22 protein-coding genes and 1 tRNA gene are annotated in these 25,472 nt (G+C 69.0%); 7 read left to right on the top strand and 16 right to left on the bottom strand.

The features are described from left to right. Window positions 1-120: 120 nt before the first annotated feature. Window positions 121-960 (top strand): hypothetical protein, encoded by an 840-nt coding sequence (locus tag ABZ803_RS17505; RefSeq protein ID WP_357038715.1) that lies wholly within the window; start codon window positions 121-123, stop codon window positions 958-960. Here the strand turns inward: ABZ803_RS17505 and ABZ803_RS17500 are convergent. From ABZ803_RS17500 to ABZ803_RS17480, 5 genes are all read right to left on the bottom strand, one after another. Then, complete coding sequence (locus ABZ803_RS17500; protein WP_357038712.1) at window positions 953-2,362, bottom strand: M1 family metallopeptidase; 1,410 nt, start codon at window positions 2,360-2,362, stop codon at window positions 953-955. The genes ABZ803_RS17505 and ABZ803_RS17500 overlap by 8 nt on opposite strands. A gap of 73 nt (window positions 2,363-2,435) precedes the next feature. Beyond that, on the bottom strand, window positions 2,436-3,074 hold the full coding sequence (locus ABZ803_RS17495; RefSeq protein WP_357038709.1) for a LysE family translocator: 639 nt from the start codon (window positions 3,072-3,074) through the stop codon (window positions 2,436-2,438). Between the two features lie 53 nt (window positions 3,075-3,127). Further along, the gene (locus tag ABZ803_RS17490) at window positions 3,128-3,796 is read right to left on the bottom strand and encodes a DUF3239 domain-containing protein (RefSeq protein WP_357038705.1); all 669 of its coding nucleotides are present in this window, start codon (window positions 3,794-3,796) and stop codon (window positions 3,128-3,130) included. Between the two features lie 41 nt (window positions 3,797-3,837). Beyond that, window positions 3,838-5,496: a DNA repair helicase XPB gene (locus ABZ803_RS17485; RefSeq protein WP_062968541.1), complete on the bottom strand. Its 1,659-nt coding sequence runs from the start codon at window positions 5,494-5,496 to the stop codon at window positions 3,838-3,840. Between the two features lie 155 nt (window positions 5,497-5,651). Continuing rightward, on the bottom strand, window positions 5,652-7,718 hold the full coding sequence (locus ABZ803_RS17480; protein WP_357039001.1) for an acyltransferase family protein: 2,067 nt from the start codon (window positions 7,716-7,718) through the stop codon (window positions 5,652-5,654). Between the two features lie 320 nt (window positions 7,719-8,038). Here ABZ803_RS17480 and ABZ803_RS17475 point away from each other — a divergent pair, with 320 nt between their 5' ends. Both ABZ803_RS17475 and ABZ803_RS17470 read left to right on the top strand, forming a co-directional pair. Further along, a complete protein-coding gene (locus ABZ803_RS17475; protein WP_357038701.1) occupies window positions 8,039-8,329 on the top strand; it encodes a hypothetical protein in 291 nt (96 codons plus the stop codon). Window positions 8,330-8,398: 69 nt separating this feature from the next. Then, window positions 8,399-9,043: a LysE family translocator gene (locus ABZ803_RS17470; RefSeq protein ID WP_062968543.1), complete on the top strand. Its 645-nt coding sequence runs from the start codon at window positions 8,399-8,401 to the stop codon at window positions 9,041-9,043. Between the two features lie 35 nt (window positions 9,044-9,078). Here the strand turns inward: ABZ803_RS17470 and ABZ803_RS17465 are convergent, their stop codons facing one another. From ABZ803_RS17465 to ABZ803_RS17455, 3 genes are all read right to left on the bottom strand, one after another. Then, the gene (locus ABZ803_RS17465; RefSeq protein ID WP_357038698.1) at window positions 9,079-9,660 is read right to left on the bottom strand and encodes a dihydrofolate reductase family protein; all 582 of its coding nucleotides are present in this window, start codon (window positions 9,658-9,660) and stop codon (window positions 9,079-9,081) included. Between the two features lie 51 nt (window positions 9,661-9,711). After that, a complete protein-coding gene (locus ABZ803_RS17460) occupies window positions 9,712-10,878 on the bottom strand; it encodes a pyridoxal phosphate-dependent aminotransferase (RefSeq protein WP_357038695.1) in 1,167 nt (388 codons plus the stop codon). Window positions 10,879-10,957: 79 nt separating this feature from the next. Further along, window positions 10,958-11,869, bottom strand: a complete 912-nt coding sequence (locus ABZ803_RS17455) for a sigma-70 family RNA polymerase sigma factor (RefSeq protein ID WP_357038692.1) — start codon at window positions 11,867-11,869, stop codon at window positions 10,958-10,960. A 100-nt stretch (window positions 11,870-11,969) separates the two neighbouring features. Here ABZ803_RS17455 and ABZ803_RS17450 point away from each other — a divergent pair, with 100 nt between their 5' ends. After that, window positions 11,970-12,581 (top strand): GNAT family N-acetyltransferase, encoded by a 612-nt coding sequence (locus tag ABZ803_RS17450; protein WP_357038689.1) that lies wholly within the window; start codon window positions 11,970-11,972, stop codon window positions 12,579-12,581. Between the two features lie 73 nt (window positions 12,582-12,654). Here the strand turns inward: ABZ803_RS17450 and ABZ803_RS17445 are convergent, their stop codons facing one another. From ABZ803_RS17445 to ABZ803_RS17435, 3 genes are all read right to left on the bottom strand, one after another. Next, window positions 12,655-13,746 (bottom strand): 3-deoxy-7-phosphoheptulonate synthase, encoded by a 1,092-nt coding sequence (locus tag ABZ803_RS17445; protein WP_357038686.1) that lies wholly within the window; start codon window positions 13,744-13,746, stop codon window positions 12,655-12,657. A 235-nt stretch (window positions 13,747-13,981) separates the two neighbouring features. Next, window positions 13,982-14,452 (bottom strand): carboxymuconolactone decarboxylase family protein, encoded by a 471-nt coding sequence (locus ABZ803_RS17440; RefSeq protein WP_040864781.1) that lies wholly within the window; start codon window positions 14,450-14,452, stop codon window positions 13,982-13,984. A gap of 114 nt (window positions 14,453-14,566) precedes the next feature. After that, entirely contained in the window at window positions 14,567-15,445 is an 879-nt protein-coding gene (locus tag ABZ803_RS17435; protein ID WP_357038682.1) for an oxidoreductase, read from the bottom strand. 134 nt (window positions 15,446-15,579) lie between these two features. Here ABZ803_RS17435 and ABZ803_RS17430 point away from each other — a divergent pair, with 134 nt between their 5' ends. Continuing rightward, window positions 15,580-17,196, top strand: a complete 1,617-nt coding sequence (locus ABZ803_RS17430; protein WP_357038679.1) for an AMP-binding protein — start codon at window positions 15,580-15,582, stop codon at window positions 17,194-17,196. Between the two features lie 57 nt (window positions 17,197-17,253). Here ABZ803_RS17430 and nbtS read toward each other — a convergent pair whose 3' ends face one another. Next, the gene (nbtS, locus tag ABZ803_RS17425) at window positions 17,254-18,564 is read right to left on the bottom strand and encodes a nocobactin biosynthesis salicylate synthase NbtS (protein WP_357038676.1); all 1,311 of its coding nucleotides are present in this window, start codon (window positions 18,562-18,564) and stop codon (window positions 17,254-17,256) included. Window positions 18,565-18,845: 281 nt separating this feature from the next. Between nbtS and ABZ803_RS17420 the strand changes: the two genes are divergently transcribed. Beyond that, window positions 18,846-21,314, top strand: coding sequence for a glycerol-3-phosphate 1-O-acyltransferase (locus ABZ803_RS17420; RefSeq protein WP_357038673.1), 2,469 nt, complete (start codon window positions 18,846-18,848; stop codon window positions 21,312-21,314). Between the two features lie 39 nt (window positions 21,315-21,353). Then, on the top strand, window positions 21,354-22,766 hold the full coding sequence (locus ABZ803_RS17415; RefSeq protein ID WP_357038670.1) for an HAD-IB family hydrolase: 1,413 nt from the start codon (window positions 21,354-21,356) through the stop codon (window positions 22,764-22,766). Between the two features lie 227 nt (window positions 22,767-22,993). Here the strand turns inward: ABZ803_RS17415 and ABZ803_RS17410 are convergent, their stop codons facing one another. The 4 genes from ABZ803_RS17410 to ABZ803_RS17395 form a co-directional block, all read right to left on the bottom strand. Further along, window positions 22,994-23,713, bottom strand: coding sequence for a polyprenol monophosphomannose synthase (locus tag ABZ803_RS17410; protein ID WP_357038667.1), 720 nt, complete (start codon window positions 23,711-23,713; stop codon window positions 22,994-22,996). 213 nt (window positions 23,714-23,926) lie between these two features. Then, complete coding sequence (locus tag ABZ803_RS17405) at window positions 23,927-24,109, bottom strand: hypothetical protein (protein WP_040864775.1); 183 nt, start codon at window positions 24,107-24,109, stop codon at window positions 23,927-23,929. Window positions 24,110-24,182: 73 nt separating this feature from the next. Continuing rightward, complete coding sequence (locus tag ABZ803_RS17400) at window positions 24,183-24,863, bottom strand: GAP family protein (protein ID WP_357038664.1); 681 nt, start codon at window positions 24,861-24,863, stop codon at window positions 24,183-24,185. A 499-nt stretch (window positions 24,864-25,362) separates the two neighbouring features. Next, window positions 25,363-25,436, bottom strand: a tRNA-Phe gene (locus ABZ803_RS17395). Window positions 25,437-25,472: the final 36 nt, after the last annotated feature.

Below are 25,472 nucleotides of genomic sequence, written 5' to 3'. Positions count from 1 at the left end.
AGCAGCAGGAACGCAGAGTAATTCACTAGCAACGCCTTTCGCGTATTCGATGCAACTGGACCCTTGTCCGGTATGCGGAGTGTGTCGTCGCCCGAGACCGGGTCGTTACGCTTGGGCAGTATGACGCTCGAGGACGTCGCGCGCGACCTGTACGGGCTGCCGCCCGCGCAGTTCGTCGCCGCGCGCACCGACCGGGCGGCCGCGGCGAAGCAGGCGGGCGACAAGCGGCTCGCGGCCGCCATCGGCAAGCTGCGCAAACCCACCCTGACCGGGTGGACGGCGAACCTGCTGTCCCGGGCGGCGCCGGACGACGTGGCGGCCTTGCTGCGCCTCGGCGCCGCCCTGGCCGCCGCTCAGCGCAACCTCTCGGCCGACGAGTTGCGTGACCTGACCGCGCAGCGACAGCAACTGGTCAACGCGCTCGCCGCGAAGGCGGGCGCGCTCGCCGCCGGGCACGGGCATCCGGTCGGCGAGGGTGTCGTCCGGGAGGTCGGCCAGACGTTGACCGCGGCGCTCGCCGAGCCGGAGGTGGCCGAGCGGCTGCGCGCGGGAACGCTCGTCACGGCCGCGAGCTACGAAGGCTTCGGGCCGAGCGGACCCGATCTGGTCCCGGTCCCCGAACCGGCCGCCCGACCGGGGCGAGCGGCAGCGCGGCCGAAACAGGACGACAGCGCACGCCGTGAACTGGCGGACGCCCAGGACGCGCTCGAAAACGCCCGCGCCACGGAGGAATCGGCCCGCTCCGCCCTCGAGGACGCCGCCGGTGAACTGTCCTCGGTCGAGGAACGCATCGCCGCGTTGCGCGACGAGCTCGAGCACGCCGAACAGCAGCGGCAGTTCCGCAAGTCGGCCGAGCGGTCGGCCGAGGACGAACTCCGCGCCGCGCGACGGCAGCTGGAGCGGGCCGAACGCAGGGTCGCGAAGGCCCGGCAGCGCGCGGAGGACGGACGGATCAGCTGAGCAGAGCGCCCGGGAACAAGTATTCCTGCGGCGGCGGCGCGGTGGTGTTCAGCCACGCGTGGAAGAAACCGGTCAGGTCCATGGGCGATCGGGACTGCACGAAGGCGCGGAACTCCGGAATCGAGGCGTTGCCGTAGGCGTGCGCGGCGAGGAAGTCCCGAACGGCGGTGAAGAACACCTCGTCGCCGATCTGCCTGCGCAGCGCGTGCAGGAACAGCGGGCCGCGGTAGTAGACGGAGGTGAACTCCCGCCCGGCGCCGGGGTTCTCCAGCGGGATGTTCCAGAACCTCTCGTTGTCGTGATATTCCCGGATGGTCTCGCGGTAGTCGTCGTCGACGTTCTTGCCCTCTACCCGCTCCGGCCACAGGTAGTCGGCGGTATAGCTGGCGAAGCACTCGTTCAGGCAGATGTCCGACCACTGACGCACCGACACCCAGTCGCCCCACCACTGGTGCGCGATCTCGTGCACGACGGTCTGCAGATCGGTCCTCGGCGCGTAGAGCGGGCGGGTCTGGGTCTCCAGCGAGAAGGTGATGTCGGCGTCGAAGTAGATGCCACCCGCCGCATCGAACGGGTAGGGCCCGTAGAGCTTTTCGGAGAAGTCGAGGATCTCCGGCAGGCGAAGCTCGAGTTCACGATGGCGATCCTGCGTATTCGGCGCGAACGCGCTGACCAGCGGAGTGCCGTTGGTCCTGCGCTGCTCGAGGTAGTCGAACTTGTCGATCGCGACGGTGGTCAGGTAGCCGAGCACCGGCTGGGCGTTGACCCAGCGCACCGTCCGCTTGTCGCCGTGCACCGCGTTCTCGGTCCGCACGCCGTTGGAGACCACCTCCCACTCCGCGGGAACGGTGGCGGTCAGGGTGAAGGTGGCCTTGTCCAATGGGGTGTCGTTGAGCGGATACCAGCTGGTCGCCGAGTGCGGCTCCCCGGCGACGAACGCGCCGCCGCTGCGCGCGAAGGTCCACCCTTCGCCCTCGGTGTTCGCCGCGGGGCCCGCGTAGTCGACGGTGACGGTGAACGTCAAGCCGGGCAGCAGCGGGAGCAGCGGCGTCACGGTCAACTCGTGCTCGCCGTTGCGCTCGAAACCGGCGGGCTGCCCGTTCACCGACACCATGCGCACCTCCGGCCCCGCGAAATCGAGGTTGAACACGCGCAGGGCCTGGGTGGCGAGCGCGGTGACGGTGGCGGTGCCGGTCAGTGCACGGCTCGGCGGGTCGTAGTCGATACCGACGTCGTAGTGGTGGACGTCGTAGCCGCCGTTGCCGTCGAGCGGATAGTACGGATCGCCCAGGCCCGGCGCGCCGACCAGCGGGTCCGGGGGCGGGTCCGCGTGCGCGGGCACCCAAGGCGCCGCGACGAATACGCACGCGACGGCGGCGCACATCCGGCCGGACAACTTCATACGAACGACCAACCCCTCTCCACCCCGCCTCTTGCCGATACCGGCGCACCGACTTCGCTGGATGGTAACGGCTTCAGTCGCCACTTCCGGTCAGCGCCACCGACGCGCCGACACCGAAGATCATCACCCCGCCCGCGCCGCCGACCGCCTCCAGCCTGCGCGGCGACTTGGCGAACCAGGACCTCGCCGAGGCGGCCAGCAGCGCCCAGGCACTGTCGGACACCAGTGCGATAGCCAGGAAGACGGTGCCGAGCAGCAGGAACTGCCACGACAGCGAGCCCGCCGCCGGATCGGCGAAGTGCGGCAGGACCGCGGAGAAGAAGACGATCGCCTTGGGGTTCGTGAGCCCGACGATCGCGCTCTGGCGCAGCACGCGCGCGTGGGGCGCCGGTTCGATCGTGGCGCCCAGCGCCGTGCGCAACGCCGAGCGCTGCCGAATCGCCTGGATTCCCAGGTACATCAGATACAACGCGCCCGCGAACTTGACCACGGTGAGCGCCAGCGCCGACGCCGAGAGCAAGGTTCCCAGCCCGATGGCGACCAGGACCAAGGCGACGTAGACGCCCGCGGCGTGCCCGAGCACGGAGAGCAACGCCGCGCGCCGCCCGAGCGTGAGCGCGCGACCGATGGTGAACAGCACGCCGGGCCCCGGCACGACGATGATGACGAAAGCGGCGGCGACGAATGCCAGCAGATCGGACGCTGGGACCATGTTTCGAGTGTATGCGCCCGCGTGCCGGCGAAAGCGTACGTTTCGCAGCCGGATCAGGAGCCCAGTTCGCCCGGTAGCTGGTGCGGGTCGAGCAGCAGGCGTTTCGCCGCGGAGCGGCGCACTTTCTCGGCGAGCGCGAGATTGTCGGTGAGCAGCCGCCACTCCGCCTCGCTGATCGCGGCGCGGGCGCGGGCGATGACGGTGTCGTCGGTGGTGCCCCAGGCGATCGGCATGGCGCTCACCGACTGCCAGCGCTCGCCCACCTGGCGTGGCGCCCGGTCGGTGCGCACCGCGACCGATGGCACGCGCTCCCCCGCCTTGGCCTCGTGGCCAGGAAGGGCGCGGACCTTGCGGGTCACCAAGGCGAAACGCGGGTCGCTCGCGTCCGGAGTGGACACGTCGACCAGGGCGAGCAGCACCACGCCGGAGGGCCGGGCCTCGGAGATCACCGCGGGGATCAACTCACCGTCGGCGTAGAGCTTGTCGATACTGGAATGCCACGGCGTCCACAGGGCGACCCACAGCGCCGTCACCGCGCCGAGCGCGAAGGCGATCGCGAGCAGATATGCCCAGGGGTGGTTCAACCAGATCAACAACGCCGTCCCGGTCGCCGCGACGACCGCGGCGGCGATCGCCAGGAGGCGAAGGCGGCGAAGGTCGGCGAAGACTTCGTTGACCGCGTGAGCGTGCCTGCGGTCCACCGCGAATTCGAAGCGTCGCACGCCCTCATTCCTAGCACAGTTTGCGGAGGGAATGCCTCCGCTTATCCGATGGCGGGGCCGAGCAAGTCGTCGGCATCCGTGATGCGGTAGGCATACCCCTGTTCGGCGAGAAAACGCTGCCGATGCGCGGCGTATTCGGCGTCGAGAGTGTCGCGCGCCACGACCGAATAGAAATGCGCCTGGCCTCCGTCGTGTTTCGGGCGCAGCAGCCGACCGAGACGCTGCGCCTCCTCCTGTCGCGAACCGAAGGTACCCGAAACCTGCACGGCCACGGATGCTTCCGGCAGATCGATGGAGAAGTTCGCCACCTTGCTCACCACGAGCACCGGGATCTCGCCGCGTCGGAACGCGTCGAAGAGTTCCTCGCGCTCCTTGGTCTTCGTCGAACCCTGGATCACCGGGGCGTCGAGTGCGGCGCCGAGTTCGTCCAACTGGTCCAGATAGGCGCCGATCACCAGGCTCGGCGCGTCCTGATGCTGGGCCAGGATGGATTCGACCACAGCGATCTTGGTGTGCGCGGTGGAGCACAGCTTGTAACGCTCCTCCGGCTCGGCGGTCGCGTAGGACATCCGCTCGGCGTCGGTGAGCGTGACCCTGACCTCGATGCAGTCGGCGGGCGCGATCCACCCTTGGGCCTCGATGTCCTTCCACGGCGCGTCGTAACGCTTCGGGCCGATCAGCGAGAACACGTCACCCTCCCGGCCGTCCTCGCGCACCAGCGTCGCGGTCAGGCCGAGCCTGCGCCGGGACTGGAGATCGGCGGTCATCCGGAAGACCGGCGCGGGCAGCAGGTGCACCTCGTCGTAGATGACCAGGCCCCAGTCGCGGCTGTCGAACAGTTCCAGGTGCTTGTACTCGCCTTTGGTGCGGCGGGTGATCACCTGGTAGGTGGCGATGGTGACCGGGCGGATCTCCTTGCGTTCACCGGAGTACTCGCCGATCTCCTCCTCGGTGAGCGAAGTGCGCGCGAGCAGCTCACGCCGCCACTGCCTGCCCGCCACCGTGTTGGTGACCAGGATCAGCGTGGTCGCCTTCGCCTTGGCCATGGCCGCGGCGCCGACCATCGTCTTGCCCGCGCCACAGGGCAGCACCACCACCCCGGAGCCGCCCGCCCAGAACGAGTCGGCGGCCATCTGCTGGTAGTCGCGCAGATGCCAGCCGTCGGTGGCGTAGTCGAGTTCGATCTCGTGCGCCTCGCCGTCGACGTAGCCCGCGAGGTCCTCGGCGGGCCAGCCGATCTTCAGCAGCATCTGCTTGATGTGGCCGCGCTCGGACGGGTGCACCACCACCGTGTCGTCATCGATGCGCGCGCCGAGCATCGGCGCGATCTTCTTGTGCCGGAGTACCTCCTCCAGCACCGCGCGATCCAGGCTGATCAGCGTCAACCCGTGCGCGGGATGCTTGACCAGCTGCAACCTGCCGTAGCGGCCCATGGTGTCCACCACGTCCACCAGCAACGGCTGCGGCACCGCGTACCGGGAGAAGCTGACCAGCGCGTCCACCACCTGCTCGGCGTCGTGTCCGGCCGCCCGCGCGTTCCACAGCGCAAGCGGCGTCACCCGGTAGGTGTGCACGTGCTCCGGCGCCCGTTCCAACTCGGCGAACGGCGCGATCGCCTGCCGCGCCGCATCGGCCAACTCGTGGTCGACCTCCAGCAGCAGCGTTTTGTCGCTCTGCACGATCAGCGGACCGTCGTTCACAGTCCCTCCTCAGCTAGATTCCCCGCCATTCTCCCCGACCCCTCCGACAACCCCGCAGGTTACCGGCCCTTCCCGCGAGGCGCGGGTGCGGCAGTGACCGGGTGCAACGCGGAAACGGCGCGATGTCTTCCCGCGAACCGCATCCCTGGTCCGGCTCAGCCGCCTGCGAGCGCGCGTTCGGCGAGCGCGCCGATCACCGGCGCGAGCGCCATGGCGTAACCGCTGGTGAGGTGGTTGTCGTCCCGATAGACGAGGTTGTTGCCGACGATGACGGGACAGCGGGCCGCGGTGCAGAACAGGGAGGTCAGGTCAGCGTACCGGCCGCCGCCCGCCGTGACCGCCGCGTGCTCGGCCGCGATGCCCACGTCGTCGACCGCGACCGGACGGGCGGGGGCGCATGCCGAAGCGTCATCGATGTGCTCGGCCACGCACGCGGGCACGGTGGCGTGCGGGTCGGGAACTCCGCCGAGGACGAGGACGGTCGATCCGGCGGCGCGCAGCTCGACGACCAGGCGGTTGAGGCTGTCGATCCACGCCTGGTCGTAGGACACGAAGCCGAAGTCGCCACCGTAGCGCCGGGACATTCCGACCACGATCAGCCGGGGCCGCTCGTTGCGCAGCCGGGTCATGATCTGCCCGCGCCACTGCTCGCATTCGGAGTACGGGCGGCCCAGATAGGGGCTGGTGATGGGCAGGCCGAGCAGCGGACAGGTGACCTTGGCCATGGTCTCCAGCCGCCAGTGGCGTGACACGGCGATCTGCTCGAACGCCGGTTGCCACATCGCCGCGTGGGAATCGCCGACCAGGGCCACCGTGGTGGCCGCGTCCGTAGCGCCGGACGCGCACTCACCCTGGCCGACGTCGTGCCAGGACCGGAAACAACCGTTGTCGAACACCTCCGCGCGGTCGCCGCGCGCACTCGCCAGGGAGGGAGTGAGGTTCGACGGAACCGCACGAATCTCGGCCGAGGCGGCGACCGCCGATCGGGTCTGCGCCGTCAACTGCTCGACCGCCTCGGTATGCGGGTCGGCGGCGGTGGCCGGCGCGGCCGGTGTGGTCAGCGTGAGACTTCGCGCCGCCATGCCACGGCCGACCGGGGCGGGCACGATCATGAGCAGCGCCAGCGCTACACAGATGGCCGTCGCGGTGCTCACGCCGCCGCACGCGAGACTGAGCCTGCCCGAACGTGTCAACCGGTCGGCGAAGCGCACCGGATCCTCGATCAGCCGCTGGGTGAGTATGGCGAGTCCACCGGTCACCGCGACCGCCCCCAACGCGCCGACCAGCCCGAGCGGGCGGCCGAGCACCTGCGGCGCGAGCACCAGCACCGGCCAGTGCCAGAGGTACCAGGAGTAGGACACTTTGCCGATCGCCCGCAGCTCCGGCACGGCCAGGACTCGGCCGACCCCGAATCGCGTTACGGCGCAGCCGGACGCGATCACCAGGACCGCGCCCAGCACGGGCAGCAGCGCAGCGGTCCCGGGATACGGCGCCTTGTCGGTCAGCCGGGCGCAGGCCGCCGCGATCAAGCCCAGTCCGGCCCACCCCGCGGCCACGGCCGCCCATGGCGGCAACCGCGACCACATGACCACCGACAGCGCCACCATGCCACCGGCAGCCAGTTCCCAGGCCCGCGCGGGCAGCGCGAAGAACGCCCACGGTGGCAGCGTCCGGGTCCAGCTCAGCGAGACCGCGAAGGAGAGCGCGGCGACCACCGCCAGGACGATCAGGTACGGCAGCGGTGCGGCCGGGCCGTTTCGCCGCCGCCGGACGAGCCAGGCCGTCGCGATCACGAGCGCGGGCCACAGCAAATAGAACTGCTCCTCCACACCGAGTGACCAGAAATGCTGGAACGGCGAGGGGGGCGTGTCAGCGGCCAGGTAATCGGTGCCGTGCGCGGCCAAACGATAGTTCCCGGCATACAGCGCGCTCGCGATCCCGTCGCCGAGAGCTTCGCGAGCCTGCATCGGCGGCAACAGCACGGCCGCTGCGATAGCCGTGGCGACGAGCACGATGCCCGCGGCGGGCAGCAGCCTGCGCGCACGCGCGCCGTAGAACCGAACCAATTCGACCGTGCCCGTCTCGGCCGCTTCCCGGCAGAGCATTCCGGTGATGAGAAATCCGGAAATGACGAAGAATACGTCCACACCGACGAATCCACCGCCGATCCCCGGCACCCCCGCATGAAACAGGACGACGGCCAGCACCGCCACCGCCCGCATTCCCTCGATATCGCCCCGGAATCCCACCCGCGGCAACGCGCCGTCGAACCGGTCCACCCGCCGATTTCCCAACCCGCTGACCGTGGCCGCCATGGGCAGCATTGTCATCGGTTTCGTGAACCGAGTCCCGCCGACGCGCCGCCGACATACACCGTGAGCAGGATGTTCGATCGATTACGGCAAGTCCCGACCGCCAGGCTTCGCCTGAGCCGACGAGTCGACAACTTTGCCCCCAGTTCCATACCCGCGCCCTCACGACAAGAAGTTCCCCGATCCGGTAGCACCGCGCGGATATCGCCGCAACGGCATCGGAGCGCGGGATGATGATGCCGCTTACATCTATACGACTGATAGAGCTGATCGAAAAAATGGAAGCCGTTACGTGCGGCAGCATTTCATATCGGCTCGGAACACGGGCCACCAATCGGCATCCCAGCGCAAGCGATACGGAGACGATGGGCGACGAGCGGTTGCGATCGATCCGCTCGGATACGAGCAAGGAGTACTTTCACCGCTTCCGCAGTGGCGATGTGCTGCGTCCGGATACGCGCCTCGAGCCGGTGCCGCCGCAGTCGCCGGGAAGCATCGGGTATTTCCAGCCGGCTCCATGAGGTGACTCCCGTCCAGCGGGTGTGAAGTGGACCGCGACAGGGGGCGGTGGGGCGGGTGAGGATCGGGGCATGATCGAGATGGCGGCGGTGGTGGGGGTCGCGGTGGCGGCGTTGGGGATGGTGCTCACGCCAGGGCCGAACATGATGTATCTGGTGTCGCGGACGGTTTCGCAGGGGCGGCGGGCCGGGCTGGTTTCGTTGGCGGGGGTGGCGGCGGGGTTCGGCGTGTATCTGGCGGCGGCGACCGCGGGGATCACGGCGGTGTTCGCGGTAGTCCCGGGCCTGTATCTGGCGGTGAAACTGGCGGGGGCCGCGTATCTGGGGTGGCTGGCATGGCAGGCGGTGCGGCCGGGAGGCGTTTCGGTGTTCGCGCCGACAGCGCTGGCGGCGGACCCGACCCGACGGCTGTTCACGATGGGGTTGGTCACCAACCTGCTGAATCCGAAGATCGCGATCATGTACATGGCGTTGATTCCGCAGTTCGTCACGCCGGAGCACGGTCGGGTGTGGTTGCAGAGCCTGTGCTTGGGGGCGGTGCAGATCGCGGTGGCGCTCAGCGTGAACGGCCTGATCGTGCTCGGTGCGGGCGGTCTCGCGACGTTCCTCACCGGGCGTCCCAGGTGGCTGCGCGCCCAGCGCTACGTCACCGGCACCATGCTCGGCACCATCGCCGCTCTGCTGGCCACCGACCGCGCCCGTCCCACCCCGGCCTGAGCGGTACCGGGGCGGCACAGGCTCATCAGTGCTGGTCAGCGGAGGCTAGCGCTCGACACGCGCTGGTCGGCCGGGTCCGTCAAGCGATAGTGCAGTTCCGCGAATTGACCGGCTCGCTCGACGCCGGTCAGCCGCATCCGGGAGGACAGCAGGCGCCGCGGCAGCAGCGGTGCGCCGGCGCCCAACGTCACCGGAGCCACGCTCACCATGATCTCGTCGAGCAGTCCGGCGTCGGCGAATTGCCCGGCCAGGTCGCCGCCACCGACGATCCAGATATTGCGATCACCGGCCGCCTCGGTCATCTCCCGGTGCACCGCCTCGATTGCCCCCGAGACGAACCGGAGATTCGCGCCGGGTATGGCGGGGAGATCGCGGTGGGTCAAGACCCAGCACGGAAGGTCGCCGTAGTACTCATGCCAGCTCTCCGGCGGCTCGTTGGCCATCATCCACTCGTAGGTGGTCGCGCCCATGCACATCGCGCCGACCTGCGCGAGGAAGCCCGCGATGCCCGCCTGCGCCTCGTTCGCTCCGTCCACCTCGAAAAGCCAGGTGAGCGAGTTGTCCGGATCAGCGAGGTACCCGTCGAGGCTGGTTGCCGTGTAGTACTGAGTTGCCATGGCACCAACGATGCCGGCGAAACCTGACAGTTCACGGCAGGGTTCGGTGAATCATCCGCGACGCAATCGTCGCACCCCCTCGTCCAGCGTCTCGTCGCGCTTGCAGAAGGTGAAGCGCACCAGGTGATTCCAGGCGGCGGTGTCGTCGGCGAACACGCTGACCGGTACCGCCGCCACCCCTTGACGCTTCGGCAGCTCACGGCAGAACGCCACACCATCGGCGATGCCCAGCGGGGTGATGTCGGCGACGACGAAGTAGCCTCCCGCGCTCGTGTACACCCGCATCCCCATGTCGGCGAGCGCGGCGGACAGACGAAGACGCTTCTCGGACAACGCCTCCCGCAGCTGTCGCACCCAGCCCAGCTCGTGGTCGATCGCATGCGCGACCGCGGGCTGGAACGGCCCGCCCGCTACGAAGGTCAGGAACTGTTTGGCCGCGAGCACACCGACGATCAGCTCGGCGGGCCCGCACGCCCACCCGGTCTTCCATCCGGTGACGCTGAAGGTCTTCGCCGCGCTGGACACCACGATCGTCCGTTCGGCCATGCCGGGCAGAGTCGCCAGGCTGATGTGCTCGGCGCCGTCGTAGGTCAGGTGCTCGTAGACCTCGTCGGTCAACACCAGAATGTCGTGGTCGCAGGCGATTTCGGCGATCGCCTGCAAGTCCGGGCGCCCGAGTACGGTGCCGGTCGGATTGTGCGGCGAGTTCACGATCAGCATCCGGGTCGCGGGGGTGATCGCGGCACGCAGGCTGTCCAGGTCGAGCACGAACCGGTCCCCGTCGGCCACCAAGCGCGCCGTGCGCCGCCGGGCGCCGGCCAGCGCCACGGCCGCCGCGTACGAGTCGTAGTACGGCTCGATCAGCACGACCTCTTCGCCCGGCTCGACCAAGCCGAGCACCGCGGCGCTGATCGCCTCCGTCGCGCCCACGGTCACCAGCACTTGTGAATCGGGGTCGTAGTCGGTCCCGTAGCGCCGGGCCCGGTCGTCGGCCACGGCTCGGCGCAGCACCGGCATGCCGCGCCCGGGCGGGTACTGGTTGAGCCCGTCGGCGATGGCACGGCGCGCCACTTCCAGCATGCTCGCGGGCCCGTCGCTGTCGGGGAAGCCCTGACCCAGGTTGACCGCGTCGTGCCGGACGGCGAGTTCGGTCATCTCGGCGAAGATGGTCGACGCGAAGGGGCGCAGGCGGGCAACGGTCTGGTGTCGCGAGGGCATAACCGGAGACTAGCCCCCTGCCTCGACGCCATCGCGAACGCCGGAGGCCGCCGGGCAGGCGTGGGTCTCCGCGCCGGGCTCAACCCAGCCGAACGCCGCCCAACTTGGCCGGATTCGCCAGATCGTAGGCCCCCCAGACCACTCCGTCCCGCACCGTGAAGCCGACCACCCGCGTGGGGTAACCGGCCCGGCCCTCGGACGCCGGACGAGCCGCGACCCGCAGTCCCAACTGCCCGTTCACCGACACGAATTCATAGACCGGCGCCTCGTCCTCCAACCCGTACTTGCGCACCAGACCCAGGTAGAAACGGGCGATGCGATCCGCGCCGCGCAGGACGTTGATCGCGGTGGCGGTGGTGCCGTTGGCATCGCCGATCATCACCGCGTCCGGATGCAGCGCCGCCGCCACGGCGGTCACGTCACCGGAACTCAGCGCGAGGAGAAAGCGCTGCACGGCGGCCTCGTGCTCGGCATCGGGCACCGGCTGCGGCGTCTGCGTCACCGCCTTGCGGGCACGGACCGCCAGTTGCCGCGCGGCGTCGGCGGAGATGCCGAGGATGTCGGCGATCTCGTCGAACGGCACCGACAACCCGTCGTGCAGCACGAAGGCCACGCGCTGCGGCGGCGTCAGGGTGTCGAGCACGATCAGCGCGGCGAACCGGCACTCCTGCTTGCGCACCACTGTTTCCAGCGGGTCGGGCGCGCTGGACGGCGTGCGAGCGGTGACCACCGGTTCCGGCAGCCACTGACCCACGTAGCTCTCCCGCCGCGCCGCCGCGCTGCGCAGCCGGTCCAGGCAGATACGGCTCACCACGGTGGTCAGCCAAGCCCGCAGGTCATCGATCTCGGACTGGTGCGCGCCCGCCAAGCGCAACCAGCTCTCCTGAACCGCGTCCTCGGCGTCGCCGACGCTGCCCGTCAGCCGATAGGCGACCGAGAGCAGATGCGCCCGATGTGACTCGAACAGGTCGGAAAGCAGCGCGGCAACCATCGAGGAAGAAGTCTACGGTCCGGTTCGAAACGTTCCCGCACGGCATCGGCGGCGAGGTAACCCGGGTGATCCGCCGAACCTTTCGTGACAGCATGACGCGATGGACCACCATGCGCTGTCGAACGGGACGATCTGGCTGTCGGCCCCCACGACGGACGATATCGACACGATCACCGAGTGCTGCCAAGATCCGGCCATCGCGGAGTGGGTGACCATCCCGGTGCCGTACGTCCGGGACAGCGCCGTCACCTTCATCGAGAAGATGGTCGTCCCCGGTTGGGCGGCGCGCAGCCCGATCTGGGCGGTGCGGCCGCATGCCGACGGGCCGGTGATCGGCACGATCGGTCTCGGCGCGCTCGACGAGAGCGCGGCAGAGATCGGTTTCTGGCTCGCTCCGGCGCACCGGTCGCGCGGCCTGATGACACAGGCGGTGGAGCTGGTGTGCGAGTTCGGGTTCCGCGCCGACGGCTTGGCCCTGGAACGGATCGCCTGGCGCGCGTACGTGGGCAACTACGCCTCGGCCGCGGTCGCCCGGCGCGCCGGATTCCGGTACGAGGGAATGTGCCGGCTGGGCAGCATCCAACGCGGACGACGCCGCGACCACTGGCTCGCCGCCCGGCTGCGCACCGACCCGCCCGGTCCGGCGGGCGACTGGCCCGCCGAGTTCACCCGTGGCGCGACACCGATCGCGCAGGCGCCCGGCCCCGCGTGAGCGACCGCCGCGCGCAACCTCCGCTGTCCACGCTGGTCATGCCGTACGCGCGGCCCCGTCGGCTCGCGCCGAGTCAGCTCTCGCGGCGCTGCCGCACCGCCTCGGCCAGGCGCTCCAGCTGGCTCGCGGTGGTTTCCCAGTCCAGGCAGGCATCGGTGATCGACTGCCCGTAGGCGAGCTCGTCGGCGTGGCCGAGGGTGAGGTCTTGGCGTCCCGCGACCAGGAAGCTCTCCAGCATGACGCCGACGACCGCGGTCTCGCCCGCCGCCACCCGCCGCGCGATGTCGGTGACCACGTCGACCTGCTTGTTGTGGTCCTTGTTGCTGTTGCCGTGGCTGGCGTCCACCACGATCCGCTCCGGCAACGACGCCTTCTCCAGCCGCAGGCACGCCTCGGCGACCGAGGCCGCGTCGTAATTCGGCCCGTTGCTGCCGCCGCGCAGGATCACGTGGCAGTCCGGGTTACCGGTGGTGCGGATGAGCGCGGAACGACCGTCGAGGTCGGTGCCGGGGAAGACGTGGCTGGCCGCCGCAGCGCGCACACCGTCCACCGCCACCTGGACGTCGCCGTCGGTGCCGTTCTTGATCCCGACCGGCATCGACAACGCGCTGCTGAGCTGGCGGTGCACCTGGCTGGCCGCGGTGCGCGCGCCGATCGCGCCGTAGGACACCAGATCCGCGATGTATTGCGGAGTGATCGGGTCCAGGAACTCACAGGCCACCGGAAGGCCGAGGGCGGTGATGTCGACCAGCAGCTTGCGGCCGAAGCCGAGTCCGGTGTTGACGTCGAACGAGCCGTCCAGATGCGGGTCGTTGATCAGGCCCTTCCAGCCCAGGCTGGTGCGCGGCTTCTCGAAGTAGACCCGCATCACCACATGCAAGCGGTCGCCGAGTTCGGCGGCCTTCGCCGCGAGACGGCGCGCGTAGTCGAGCGCGGCGGCGGGGTCGTGCACGGAACACGGGCCGACGATCACCATCAAGCGATCATCGGCACCGTTCAGCACGTCGACGGTGGCTTTGCGTCCCGCACGGACGGTGTCGGCGAGGGCATCGGTGATCGGATGCACGCGCCGCACCTCCGCGGGCGAACGCAGCGGGCTGACGTTCAGGGTGCGTTGATCATCCAGATCGGAATGCCGGGCGTCGACGTCGGCTGCGGTTGTCATGTCGTGGGTTCCTTTTCTCGGGGCCGACCCACGGACGAGAATCCCGTCGAGCCGGTCCATCGTCCGGCTCGGGGTGGGAGTTCGTCAGCGCATGTGGTTGCCGCAGACCAGCCCACCCGGGGCCGGCTTGCTAAACCAGAAATACACGCGCTGCACGTCCGGCACAGTACCATCCGACAACCGATCGGTGAACGAGGTTGTTAGATATGCCACGGTGTCGGTGGTCGGCGCGGAGTCACCCCCACTGGCCCGGTACGTAACTCCCCGCCGGAGTGCGCGCGATCACGTTCATCCGGTTCCAGGCGTTGATCATCGCGATGGCGGCGATGAGTGCGGCGATCTGGTCGTCGTCGTAGTGCTTGCGCACTTCCTGCCACACCTCGTCGCTGACCGCGCGACCGTCGCCGATCCGGGTGGCCTCCTCGGTGAGCGCCAGCGCGGCCCGCTCGGCCTCGGTGAAGACGGTGGCCTCGTGCCACGCGGCGATCAGATTGAGCCGCACCGAGGTCTCGCCCGCGTGCGCGGCGTCCTTGGTGTGCATGTCGGTGCAGTAGCCGCAGCCGTTGATCTGGCTGGCCCGAATCTTCACCAATTCATAGGTCGCGGCATCCAGGGTGGAGTCGTTGATCACCTTGGAGGCCATGGTGAGTCGCTTGATGAAGCTGCCGCCGACCGGGTTGGAGAAGAGTTCGAAGCGCTGTTCCATGATGTCCGTCCTTTGCCGTTCCTTGCGGGTACATCAAGAGGACGGCGCGCAGCGGCGGAGTGTGACAACCGGTGATGAGACCTGGATCACACCGCCTGGAAGGCCGGGTGGCGCTTATCCGGTGAAGGTGTAGGTGACTCCGGTCAGCTTCTCCGACAGCTGCCACAAATCGGCCGCGACCTTCTCGTCCTTGGACGCTTTCGACGATCCGGAAGGCCCCGGGTATCCACGCATCCCGCCGAATCCGAGCGGGCCGTAGTATCCGCCGGGCTCGACGTCGGTGGTCGCGGCGTACAACGTCGGCAGCGCGCCCATCGCGGCGCTCTGCGCGAATACCTGGTTACCCAGCGACATCACCCGGTCCATGAACGACTCGGTGTGCGACTGCAACTCGGTGGACGCGTAGCCGGGATGCGCGGCGACCGAGACCTTCGACGAGCCCGCCGCGGTCAATCTGCGCTGCAACTCGCGAGCGAACATCAGGTTGGCGAGCTTGGCCTGCCCGTAGGCGGCCCACCGCTGATACTTGCGCCGCTCCCAGTTGAGATCGTCCAGGTCGATCTTGCCGACCTGATGCGCACCGCTGGAGACGGTGACGATCCGGTCCGAGATCTTGCCCAGCAGTAGCCCGGTGAGCGCGAAGTGGCCGAGATGATTTGTGCCGACCTGTTTTTCGAATCCGTCGGCGGTGCGACCTTCGGGCACGGCCATCACGCCCGCGTTGTTGATCAGGACATCGGCCGCGTCGACGCCCTCGGCGAACGCCCGCACCGACGCGAGATCGGCCAGATCCAGCTCGCGTACCTGCGCGCGGTCACCCAGCTCGGCGGCCACGCGCTCCCCTTTGGTCACATTCCGGCAGGCGAGCACCACCTCCCCGCCCGCCGCGGCCAGCGCGCGCACCGTCTCGGCTCCCAGGCCACTGTTAGCCCCTGTCACGATGAACTTCCGACCGCTCTGGTCGGGGATGTTCGAGGTGTCCCACCTGGTCATGCCGGAAAGTCTAGTGCGCGGCAGCACCGGGCGGCAGAGTCGAACATGCCCGGGCCGGTCGGAGCGCCGCCATTTCAAGTAGGGTTGCCTAACCTACATCAGGAAACCCTGGCTTGATTCTTGTGAGGCAGACCGTGACTTCCATACCGACCGAGTCCGCGCATCGCGACGGCTACGTACCTTTCCCGGCGGACAAGGCAGAGGAATACCGAGCCGCGGGCTACTGGGCCGGTCGCCCGCTCGGGGACCTCTTGCGGGCGACCGCGCACCGGCATCCACAGCGTCCCGCGCTGCTCGACGCGCAGGGCTCACGCAGCTACGCCGACATCGACGCCGCCGCGGACCGGATGGCCCACGGATTGCTCGCGCTCGGCATCGCCCCCGGCGATCGCGTGGTGGTCCAGCTGCCGAACGTGCCCGAGTTCCTGACCGTGCTGTTCGGCCTGCTGCGCGCCGGGATCATTCCCGTGTTGAGCCTGCCCGCCCATCGACGGGCCGAAATCGAGCACCTGGCACGGATTTCCGATGCGGTCGGCTACCTCGTCGCCGACCGGGCGGGCGATTTCGACTACCGGGAACTGGCGGCGACCGTGCGAGACGCGGTGCCGTCGCTGCGCCACGTCCTGGTACTCGGCGATCCCGGCCCGTTCACCGACCTCGCCTCGATACCGCGTGCCGGCGGCGAACTGCCCGAGATCGATCCGGGTGACATCGCCTTGATGCTGGTCTCCGGCGGCACCACCGGCCTGCCGAAGCTGATCGCGCGCACGCACGACGACTATCTCTACAACGCCACCGCCAGCGCCGAACTGTGCGAACTCAGCGAGCGGGACGTGTACCTCGCGACGCTGCCCGCCGCACACAACTTCCCCCTGGCCTGCCCCGGGATCCTCGGCACCGTCGGGGTCGGCGGCGCGGTCGCCTTCGTCAGCGACCCGAGCCCGGAGAACGCGTTCGCCGCGATCGAGCGGCACCGGGTCACGGTCACCGCCGTCGTGCCGCCGCTGGCCCAGCTCTGGTGCGCGGCCACCGAATGGGAAGAGGCCGACCTGACTTCGCTGCGCCTGCTCCAAGTGGGCGGCGCGCGACTGGCCGAGGTCAATGCCAAGGAAGTGACCCCGGCGCTGGGCGCGACCTTGCAGCAAGTGTTCGGCATGGCCGAGGGCCTGCTCAACTACACCCGGCTCGACGATCCCGCCGAACTGCTGCACACCAGCCAGGGCCGTCCGCTTTCCCCCGCCGACGAGATCCGCGTCGTGGACGGCGACGGCAACGACGTGGCGCCCGGCGCCGAGGGCGAACTGCTGACCAGGGGCCCGTACACGATCCGCGGCTACTACCGCGCACCCGAGCACAACGCGCGCGCGTTCACCCCGGACGGTTTCTATCGCAGCGGAGACCTGGTCCGCCGCCTGCCCAGCGGGCATCTCGTGGTGTCCGGCCGGATCAAGGACGTGATCAACCGCGGCGGCGAGAACGTCTCCTGCGACGAACTCGAGGAGCACCTGCTCGCCCATCCCGCCGTCCGGCACGCCGCCGCGGTGGGGCTGCCAGACGCGGCGCTGGGCGAAAAAGTCTGCGCCGTCTTGGTCGTCGACGGCGAGATGCCCACGCTGGCCGAGGTCAAGACCTTCCTGACCGCGCGCGGGCTGGCCACCTACAAACTGCCGGACGTGCTGCGCCGCAGCGAAGAATTGCCGATCACCGCGGTGGGCAAGATCGACAAGAAGGCCTTGCGCGCCGCCCTGTAGCACTGCGGGCATACCGACGGGCAGTGCATCAGCGGTGCGCTGCCCGTTTGCCTTCCCCTACGCCTTGACGACGTAGGGCGCGATGCTGCCCAGCTTCTCGCAGGTCTCCTCGAACTCGCGCTCCGGCCGCGACTGGCCCACGATGCCCGCGCCCGCGCGCAGCCAAGCTCCTTCGGCGTTCTGGTACACCGCGCGCAGCACGAGGGTCGCCTCCATCGCGCCGGTCGGCGAAACGGTCACCACCGCACCGGAATACAGCCCGCGCGGGTCGTGATCGAGCCGGAACACCGAGTCGACGCCCGCACGCTTGGGAATCCCCGAGGCGGTCACCGACGGGAACAGCACCTCCAGCGCGTCCCAGCTGGACCGGTCGGCCGCCAGCCGTCCACGCACCGTGGACGCCAGATGCTGCACACTGCCCCGCTCACGCACGGCCATGAAATCCGATACCGCGGGCGTGCCGGGGTCCGCGACGGCCGCGATCTCCGCGAACGAGGTCTGCACCGAGATCGCGTGCTCGACGATCTCTTTCGGGTCGGTCACCAGGTCGGCCCTGGCGGCGAGATCGGCCGCGGACCCACGCCCGAAGGCCCGGGTACCCGCCAGCGGTTCGGTGGTCACCACCCGGTCGTCGTCCACCGACGCGACCAGTTCGGGGCTGAAGCCCGCCGCCTCCAAACCACCGAGCCGCAGCAGGAACGAGCGCGCGGGCGTGTTGTGCGCGCGCCCGAGGCGATAGGTGGCCGGAACGTCCACGGTGAACGGCAGATCGACCTTCCTGGACAGGATGACCTTCTGATACCGCCCGGCCTGGATCTCGCCGACCGCCTCGGCCACCCGGTCGCGGTAGCCGGTCGGATCGATGCGGATGTCGGCCGGCTGCGCCTGCGGCAGTTCGGTGTTCTGCGACTGCGCGATCAGGTCGTTTATATCGCCGGTCTCGGTCGGCGTCGCACCCGATATCCGCACGCCGGATTCGCCCACCCGCACCTCGATTCGGGGAATCATCAGATGCGCGATCGCGGCGCGCGGGTCCAAGTGCTCGGTGGCGTCGAGCGCCCACGCGCAGAACTCGAATCCGATCCAGCCGTAGGCGTTGCGCCCGTCGAGGGGAAGCGCGCCGAGCGCGCGATCGATCACGCCCGCCGGATTGCCTGCCCACCGGCTGGTCGTGGTCCGCCCCTCCCAGGTGACGCGCAGCTCCCGCACGTCCAGTTCGACACTGCCGATCGGATCGGCGGCGAACACCCACTCCCCCGGACGCTCGTACATCACGTACTCGCCGAACCGATCCGCCCCCGCCAGCCGGGACATCGCTGCCGCCGGATCGGTCACATACTCAACCCGCAGGCGTTCCGTGGTCGACAACGATCCTCCAAAGGTAACCCTGGCCTAACTTGTGCAGGTAAGGTTAGCATTACCTCCTTCACAGTGCGGGTGTGCTCGCGGCCACAGCCCGGACGACGACCATCACTCGGGGGCGGAGGTGCCCGTACCGCAAGTACTTTCGCCGTACTCGCCCCGCATCCCGTTCGACGATCACGCCATCCGTGCCCGCCGAACCGAACTCGACGCGCCGACTGCCTGCGGGGAATGCACTCGCCGGGATTGAATAGTGGAGAGCGTCACCTGCGGAGGGAAGAACATCGATGATCGATCACCGCGGCGATTCACCCGCGACAGTCCGGCCCGGGACCGCACCGCAATCGGTGGTGGCCCTGATCGACGCCGCCTCGGGGGTGGAACGCGAACTCGTCGGCAAGTGGCTCGCCGACGGCGGGATCAGCGCGGAGTTCGGCACCGACGCACCGGTCACGCAATTGGACCTGGACGCGGGCGCCGTCGCCGCCCGGCTGGTCGGCAGACGCGACGATCCGCTGGTGGTGCCGATCCGCGTGCTGTGGCTGCCCCCGGAACGCGACGGGGTGCGCCGCGTCACCTTCGCCGATCTCGCCCTGCTGACCAACCCGCGCAAGCCCAACCGGCTGGCACAGCGCAGGCTGCTGGCCGAGTCGCCGGACCGGTACGTCGTGCTGACCGGCGCGCCCGCCCGGCTCAGCGAGCTGCGCGCGAACAACCCGGAGGCTTCGACGCTGTTCGACAAGGGCAGCACCGAGCCGTTCGCCCGCGCCGTCGTGCGCGCGGCGGTGGTGGCGCTCGAACGCGCCGAACGCACCATCATCGGCGACCGGTACAAGGTGCCCAAGCTGGTCGCGGAGGAGATTCTCGACTCCCCCGACTTCCTGCGCAGGCTGGAGCTGATCGCCGACCAGATCGGGGCGAGCCCGCACGAGGTGTACCGCCGCGCGGAGAAGGGGCTCAACGAACTGGTCGCCGCCCAGAGCAGGCTGGTCTCCGACCTGTTCACCCAGGCCATGCGGCCGGTGCACGCCTCGACCTGGAAGGTGGACCCCGACGAGTCGGGCCTCACCGGGTTGCGCGATCTCAACCGCCGCTATCCGCTGGTGTTCCTTCCCTCGCACCGCTCGTACGTCGACGCGTTCGTGCTGGGAGACGTACTGGCCCGCAACGACTTCCCGCCGAACCACGTGATCGGCGGCGCGAATCTCGGCTTCTGGCCGATGGGCCCGATCGCCCGGCGCACCGGGACGGTGTTCATCCGGCGCAGCTTCGGCGACGACGAGGTCTACAAGGCCGTCGTGGAGGAGTACTTCGCCTACCTGCTGGCCAAGCGCTTCAACCTGGAGTGGTACTTCGAAGGCGGCCGCACCCGCACCGGCAAGCTGCGGCCACCGCGCTACGGCTTGCTGAACTACCTTGCCGCGGCGGTTCGTTCGAACCGCATCGACGACGTCATGCTGGTGCCCGTCTCGATCACCTACGAGCGGCTCAACGAACTCGGCGCCATCGCCACCGAACAGGAAGGCGGCAAGAAGAAACCCGAGGGGCTGACCTGGCTGGCGCGCTACATCCGCAGTCAGCAACACTCCGCCGGGCACGTCTACGTCCGCTTCGGTGAGCCGCTATCGGCCCGCGACCGGCTTTCCGCGTACGGCGATCCGCTCACGACCCCGCCGCTGACCATCCCGCTGCACCACACCGAGCCGATTCCGCCGCCGCGTCCCGAAGCGGGCGTCGTCGACAGCGATCCGCCGGAAGTCGCCGAGCTGGAACGGAAGGCCGTGCAACGGCTGGCTTTCGAAGTCGCGGTCGGCATCAACGCGGTCACGCCGATCACGGTCAACGCGCTGGTCACCCTGGCGCTGCTGGGAGTGGACGGGCGCGCCCTCACCCTCGGCGAGGTGCGCACGATGCTCAACCCGGTGCTCGGCTACATCGACAAGCGCGAGCTGCCGCGCGGCGAACTCGACGCGCTGCGCGACGAACAGGGCCTGGCCGTAGTGCTGGAACAGCTTTCGATGGCCAAGGTGGTGACGGTGTATCGCGGCGGGATCGAGCCGGTGTACTCGATCGAGCCGGGTGCGCATCTCGAAGCCGCCTTCTACCGCAACAGCGCCGTGCACTGGTTCGTCAACCGCGCCATCCTCGAGCTATCCATCCTGGCCGCGGTCGACGACGACGAGGCCGACGCCCTCGACACCGGCTGGGACGAGGCTTTCCGCCTGCGCGATCTGCTGAAATTCGAGTTCTTCTTCCCCGAGCGCGGCGAGTTCGCCGATCAGATGGTCGCGGAGATGCTCCTGGTGGATCCGGACTGGTACAGCCACACCCGGCGCGACACCTTCGGCTCGGACATCGTGGCGAAGCTCACCGCCTCCGGCTTCACCATGGCCCACCGCGTGCTGCGCTCCTTCGTCGACGCGCAGCTGGTGGTGGCCGAACGGCTCGCCGCCCGGGACGCGTGCGACGAGATCGACCGCAAGGAGTTCATCACCGAATGCGTGGCGGTCGGCAAGCAGATGAAGTTGCAGCAACGACTGCACAGCCCGGAGTCGGTCTCCACCGAGTTGTTCACCAGCGCCCTGAAGCTCGCCGACAACTACGGCCTGCTGGAGACGGCGGCCGACGACGACCCAGAACAGAGCCGCGCGGAACTGCTGCGACGCAGAATCGAATTCGCCGAACGTCTGCGCGATATCGGGACCCGCATCGCGCAGGCCGCCGCGCTCGACCCGTCGAACCGGGAGGCGCGGTGAGCGATCGACACGAAAGCACGGTGGTATCCGGGAGGTTCGATGACCGACGCGCGCGCTGATCTCGACACCGCGCTCGCCGCCATACGTTCCGGACCGCAGGGCCGCGCGATCGCCGCGGTCTTCGATTTCGGTGGCACTGTCATCGACGGTCCCGGACCGCGGCACCGGCTGCGGCGCAAGCCCGCCGACGTGCTGCTCGGCGGCATCCGCAAGCACATGACCGACGGCGAATACAGCCGGTTGCTCCGGGAGCTGTCCGAGGCGCTGGCCGGGCGTTCCGAAGAGGAACTCGACGAGGTGGGCAGGCGTCTGTTCCAGCGCACCGTCTACGAGTACCTCTACCCCGAGGCATGGCAGCTGATCCGGACGCACCGAGCGGCCGGGCACACCATCGTCCTGGTCAGCTCGCTCACCCGGTTCCAAGTCGCCCCCGCGGCCGCGCAACTGGGCATCGGGCACGTGCTCTACACACCCATGGCCACCGACGAGGGCGTGCTCACCGGGCATCCCGATGGAAAGGCGCTGTGGGGCAACGGCAAGGCCGAGGCGGTCGCCGAGTTCGCCGCCACGCACGAGGTGGATCTGAGCCGCAGCTACGCCTATGCCGGCGCGATCGCCGACTTGCCCATGCTGTCGCTGGTGGGGCGTCCCGTGGCGGTGAACCCCGACGACGCGCTGAACGCCATCGCCGACCGGCGGCGCTGGAGCGAGCTGGTCTTCCGGCCGCGTCCCCGGCCGCGCGCGAGCGACTACGCGCGTACCGCCGCGGGGCTCGCCGGGCTGCTCGGCGGCGCGCTGTTCGGCGTCGCGTCGAAAGCGCCCACGAAGGACCGGCAACAGATGGCCGACGCGTTGATGGCGCACGCGGCGCGCAACACGCTGCGCATCGCGGGAGTGCGGGTGCGGGTCACCGGCGCGGAGAACGCGCGATCGCCGCGGCCGGCGGTCTTCCTGTTCAACCATCAGAGCCAGTTCGACATCATCATCGTCCCCGAAGTGCTCGGCGGCGGCGTGACGGCGATCGGCAAGAAGGAGCTGACCAAGAATCCGGTCTTCGGACCGCTCATGCGCTTCGTCGGCGTGACGTTCATCGATCGCACGAACAGCGAGCAGGCCAGGGCGGCGTTGCGACCGGTGGTGGAGACCCTGCGCGGCGGCTTGTCGGTCGCGGTAGCTCCGGAAGGAACTCGGTCCTACACCCCGGAGGTCGGGCCGTTCAAGAAAGGCGCGTTCCACATCGCGATGCAGGCGGGGGTGCCGGTGATCCCGGTCGTCATCCGGAACGCGGGTGAGATCTGCCGACGCAACGCGATGGTCGCCCGCCCCGGAACGGTCGACGTGGCGATTCTCGATCCGATCGATGTCAGCGCATGGGATCCGGGCGATCTGGACGGCAAAGTGGCAGAGGTACGCCGATTGTTCGTCGACACGCTCCTGAATTGGCCCCGCTGATCAGCTGAGAGCAAGCCACGCAGCTTTTCCCCTGTTCGGCCGCTGTACGGCCGTGGGTGGTCGGCGGCGGCGCGACCTCGCCGCGGACGTTATCGGTCCTGGTCGCCCTGTCGGCGATTCACCTGGTGCTCGTGACGAGTCGGAGGCGATGGGCAACCGGCTAGTCGAACGCTGACCGCAATCACGCCGGGCCCGCTCCCTCGGAAGCGGGCCCCGTCGGCATGTGCTCAGACCGCGCGGCCGAACAGCAGCTTCCACGGCATGAGCGCCGACTCGAGCTGCACTTTGAGGCTCATCTTGGACGCGCCGAGTGTCCGTTCCTCGAACCGGATCGGCACCTCGGCGATCGCGACACCCTTCTTGATGGTGCGGTAGTTCATCTCGACCTGGAAGGAGTATCCGTTGCTGCGGATCGAGCCCACGTCGATGGCGCGCAGGGTGTCGGCCTTCCACGCCTTGAAGCCCGCGGTGGCGTCCTTGACGCCCAGCCGCAGGATCAGGTTCACGTAGAAGTTGGCCCAGGCCGACAGCGCCTTGCGGTACCACTTCCATTCCGAGGCGGTCGAGCCGCCCGGGACGTAGCGGGAACCGAGCACCACGCCCGCGTCGGTGGTGGTCAGCTTCTCCAGCATGGCCGGGATCACTTCGGCGGGATGCGACAGGTCGGCGTCCATCTGGATCACCACGTCCGCGCCTTCGTCCAGCGCGCGCGTGATGCCCGCCACGTACGCACGCCCGAGCCCGTCCTTCTCCGTCCGGTGCAGCACACCCACCACGTTCGGCAGTTCGGCGGCCAGCTTGTCGGCGACCTCACCGGTGCCGTCCGGCGAGCTGTCGTCCACCACGAGTACGTGCAGGTCGGGCACCGGCAGCGCGGTCAGCCGCTCCACCGCAACCGGCAAATTCTCCCGCTCGTTGTAGGTCGGCACAACAACGGTAACCCTCAAGGGTCGCCCTCCCTGCTGATCCTGGTTTCCGCTCGCAGCCCACGCCAGGACCTCCGAGCATTCGTCGAGTTCTGGAGAACCGTACTCGATACACCTGATCGCGAACTGAGCGGCCGCACCCGGTGCCACACCGCCCGAGCCTCCGACCTGCGGCTCAAGATCAACTTCACCGTACGGGGGAAGCCTTTCCGCGAGCCATTCCCCCGCGCCGCCTCAGTCGCCGTCCCGCCAGGCCCGGTCCCGGGCATCTTCCCGCGTGTTGCGCGCCTGCGCGATCTCGAGCGCACGTTCCGCCGTCGCCTGATCCGGGTACGGCCCCATCCGGTCGCGGAACCAGCACTGCCGACCTTGCTCGGCTCGTTTGTGCTTCAAGCAGTAATACCAGCGCTCAGCCATACCTCCAGCATCCCACCGAACACCACGCCTCAACCGCATTTACGCCATCGGTCGCCGGACTCGGCGACCGCATTCACAACCAGAGGTGTCGGTAATGGACGAGCGCGTCGCACAGGAGGACCACACCGAAGATCGCGAACAGTATGCGCACCGAAATCGGGCCGTATGTGGTGATTATGCGAACAACTTTTCGATACATCCGCCGCGCTCCGGTCGTCCGCCTCAGCGCGAGGCCGAGTATCACCAGCGGCGGCAGCAATGCGAGCGCGCAATACGCGACGACGATCAGTGGCCACAACGTCGGCAGCGGATGCCGCGCGGAGATCATCGCGAGTCCGGCGAGATAAGGCACCGCTGTCGGGGCCTGCGCGATACCGATCGCCACGCCGAGACCGGCGAGTATCCACGGTCGGCGGCGCAATGCCGGCGCGCGCCGCGGGGCGGCCGTTCCCGTCATTCGAATGCTCGCGAGAACGATCAACAACACCCCGGCGGCGAGTTCACCCCAATACCGAATTGCCGGCGTGATCTCGAAGTCGATCAGATCGGTCAGAAAGCCGATCCCCAGGATCGTGCAGATCCCGAAGGCGGTGGTGACGGCGAAGACGCCCGCCAGCAAGCTCAGACCGCCCACCAGGGGCGAGCGGCGGCTCAACCTGCTGTCGTAGACCACAGCCGTGGTGACGCCGATCAGCAACAGGTCGAGCGAGTCGAGGAAGGCGAACCCCGCGAGGGCGAGGAGAAGGGTCGACATGGCCGCGCCAGCCTACCCGCGGCGGCCGGGTGAGCACCCGATCGCGAACCCGGATGCGGCCCTGTGTGATTCACCACACCCACCCGACTGCTCGCGCACACTCGACGCCCGCCAACCAGACGACCGACGCGGCCCCGCCCCGCACCATAGACGCCCCGCCGACCGGACGATCAAGCCCGCCCGCCATGTCGACGGACAGGTACCGTCGACCGGAATCGAGGCGGCGTCTCCCTCACCACGCAGGCATCAACGCGCGGAATGCCGACGACCGGAGACCACCCAGAACAACTAAGTCCCCTGGCTGGCCGCGCTCGGCGCCGAGGTCACGACACCACCCGGCAAGCGGAGAACCAAACCGAACGACACCCCCGAACGCAACCACAACGAATGGGGGTCCGGGGGCGAAGCCCGCCGGGCGGGGGGGGTTGCACCCCCACAAGAAATGACGAAACGAGCCCCGTTCACGCATTCCGTGAACAGGGCTCGCCTACGAGTGGAGTGGCCAGGGCCGGGATCGAACCGGCGACCTTCCGCTTTTCAGGCGGACGCTCGTACCAACTGAGCTACCTGGCCGCAGGCACCCGAAGTGAATGCCATACGCGAAACGCC

This window comes from Nocardia sp. NPDC047648 (genome assembly GCF_040642815.1).
In the GTDB taxonomy this organism is placed as follows: Bacteria; Actinomycetota; Actinomycetes; order Mycobacteriales; family Mycobacteriaceae; genus Nocardia; species Nocardia gamkensis.
Note: the sequence above shows the minus strand (reverse complement) of the source record. Positions and strands in the feature narration are given on the sequence as shown.

Bases quoted from the DNA above. Each gene is read 5' to 3' on its own strand.
- ABZ803_RS17445 (WP_357038686.1), bottom strand. From the start codon at position 13,746: ATGACAACCGCAGCCGACGTCGACGCCCGGCATTCCGATCTGGATGAT.
- ABZ803_RS17405 (WP_040864775.1), bottom strand. From the start codon at position 24,109: ATGGCTGAGCGCTGGTATTACTGCTTGAAGCACAAACGAGCCGAGCAA.
- ABZ803_RS17450 (WP_357038689.1), top strand. From the start codon at position 11,970: ATGGACCACCATGCGCTGTCGAACGGGACGATCTGGCTGTCGGCCCCC.
- ABZ803_RS17420 (WP_357038673.1), top strand. From the start codon at position 18,846: ATGATCGATCACCGCGGCGATTCACCCGCGACAGTCCGGCCCGGGACC.
- ABZ803_RS17440 (WP_040864781.1), bottom strand. From the start codon at position 14,452: ATGGAACAGCGCTTCGAACTCTTCTCCAACCCGGTCGGCGGCAGCTTC.
- ABZ803_RS17480 (WP_357039001.1), bottom strand. From the start codon at position 7,718: ATGCGGGCGGTGGCGGTGCTGGCCGTCGTCCTGTTTCATGCGGGGGTG.
- ABZ803_RS17465 (WP_357038698.1), bottom strand. From the start codon at position 9,660: ATGGCAACTCAGTACTACACGGCAACCAGCCTCGACGGGTACCTCGCT.
- ABZ803_RS17415 (WP_357038670.1), top strand. From the start codon at position 21,354: ATGACCGACGCGCGCGCTGATCTCGACACCGCGCTCGCCGCCATACGT.
- ABZ803_RS17460 (WP_357038695.1), bottom strand. From the start codon at position 10,878: ATGCCCTCGCGACACCAGACCGTTGCCCGCCTGCGCCCCTTCGCGTCG.
- ABZ803_RS17495 (WP_357038709.1), bottom strand. From the start codon at position 3,074: ATGGTCCCAGCGTCCGATCTGCTGGCATTCGTCGCCGCCGCTTTCGTC.
- ABZ803_RS17470 (WP_062968543.1), top strand. From the start codon at position 8,399: ATGATCGAGATGGCGGCGGTGGTGGGGGTCGCGGTGGCGGCGTTGGGG.
- ABZ803_RS17505 (WP_357038715.1), top strand. From the start codon at position 121: ATGACGCTCGAGGACGTCGCGCGCGACCTGTACGGGCTGCCGCCCGCG.
- ABZ803_RS17500 (WP_357038712.1), bottom strand. From the start codon at position 2,362: ATGAAGTTGTCCGGCCGGATGTGCGCCGCCGTCGCGTGCGTATTCGTC.
- ABZ803_RS17475 (WP_357038701.1), top strand. From the start codon at position 8,039: ATGATGATGCCGCTTACATCTATACGACTGATAGAGCTGATCGAAAAA.
- ABZ803_RS17455 (WP_357038692.1), bottom strand. From the start codon at position 11,869: ATGGTTGCCGCGCTGCTTTCCGACCTGTTCGAGTCACATCGGGCGCAT.
- ABZ803_RS17400 (WP_357038664.1), bottom strand. From the start codon at position 24,863: ATGTCGACCCTTCTCCTCGCCCTCGCGGGGTTCGCCTTCCTCGACTCG.
- ABZ803_RS17435 (WP_357038682.1), bottom strand. From the start codon at position 15,445: ATGACCAGGTGGGACACCTCGAACATCCCCGACCAGAGCGGTCGGAAG.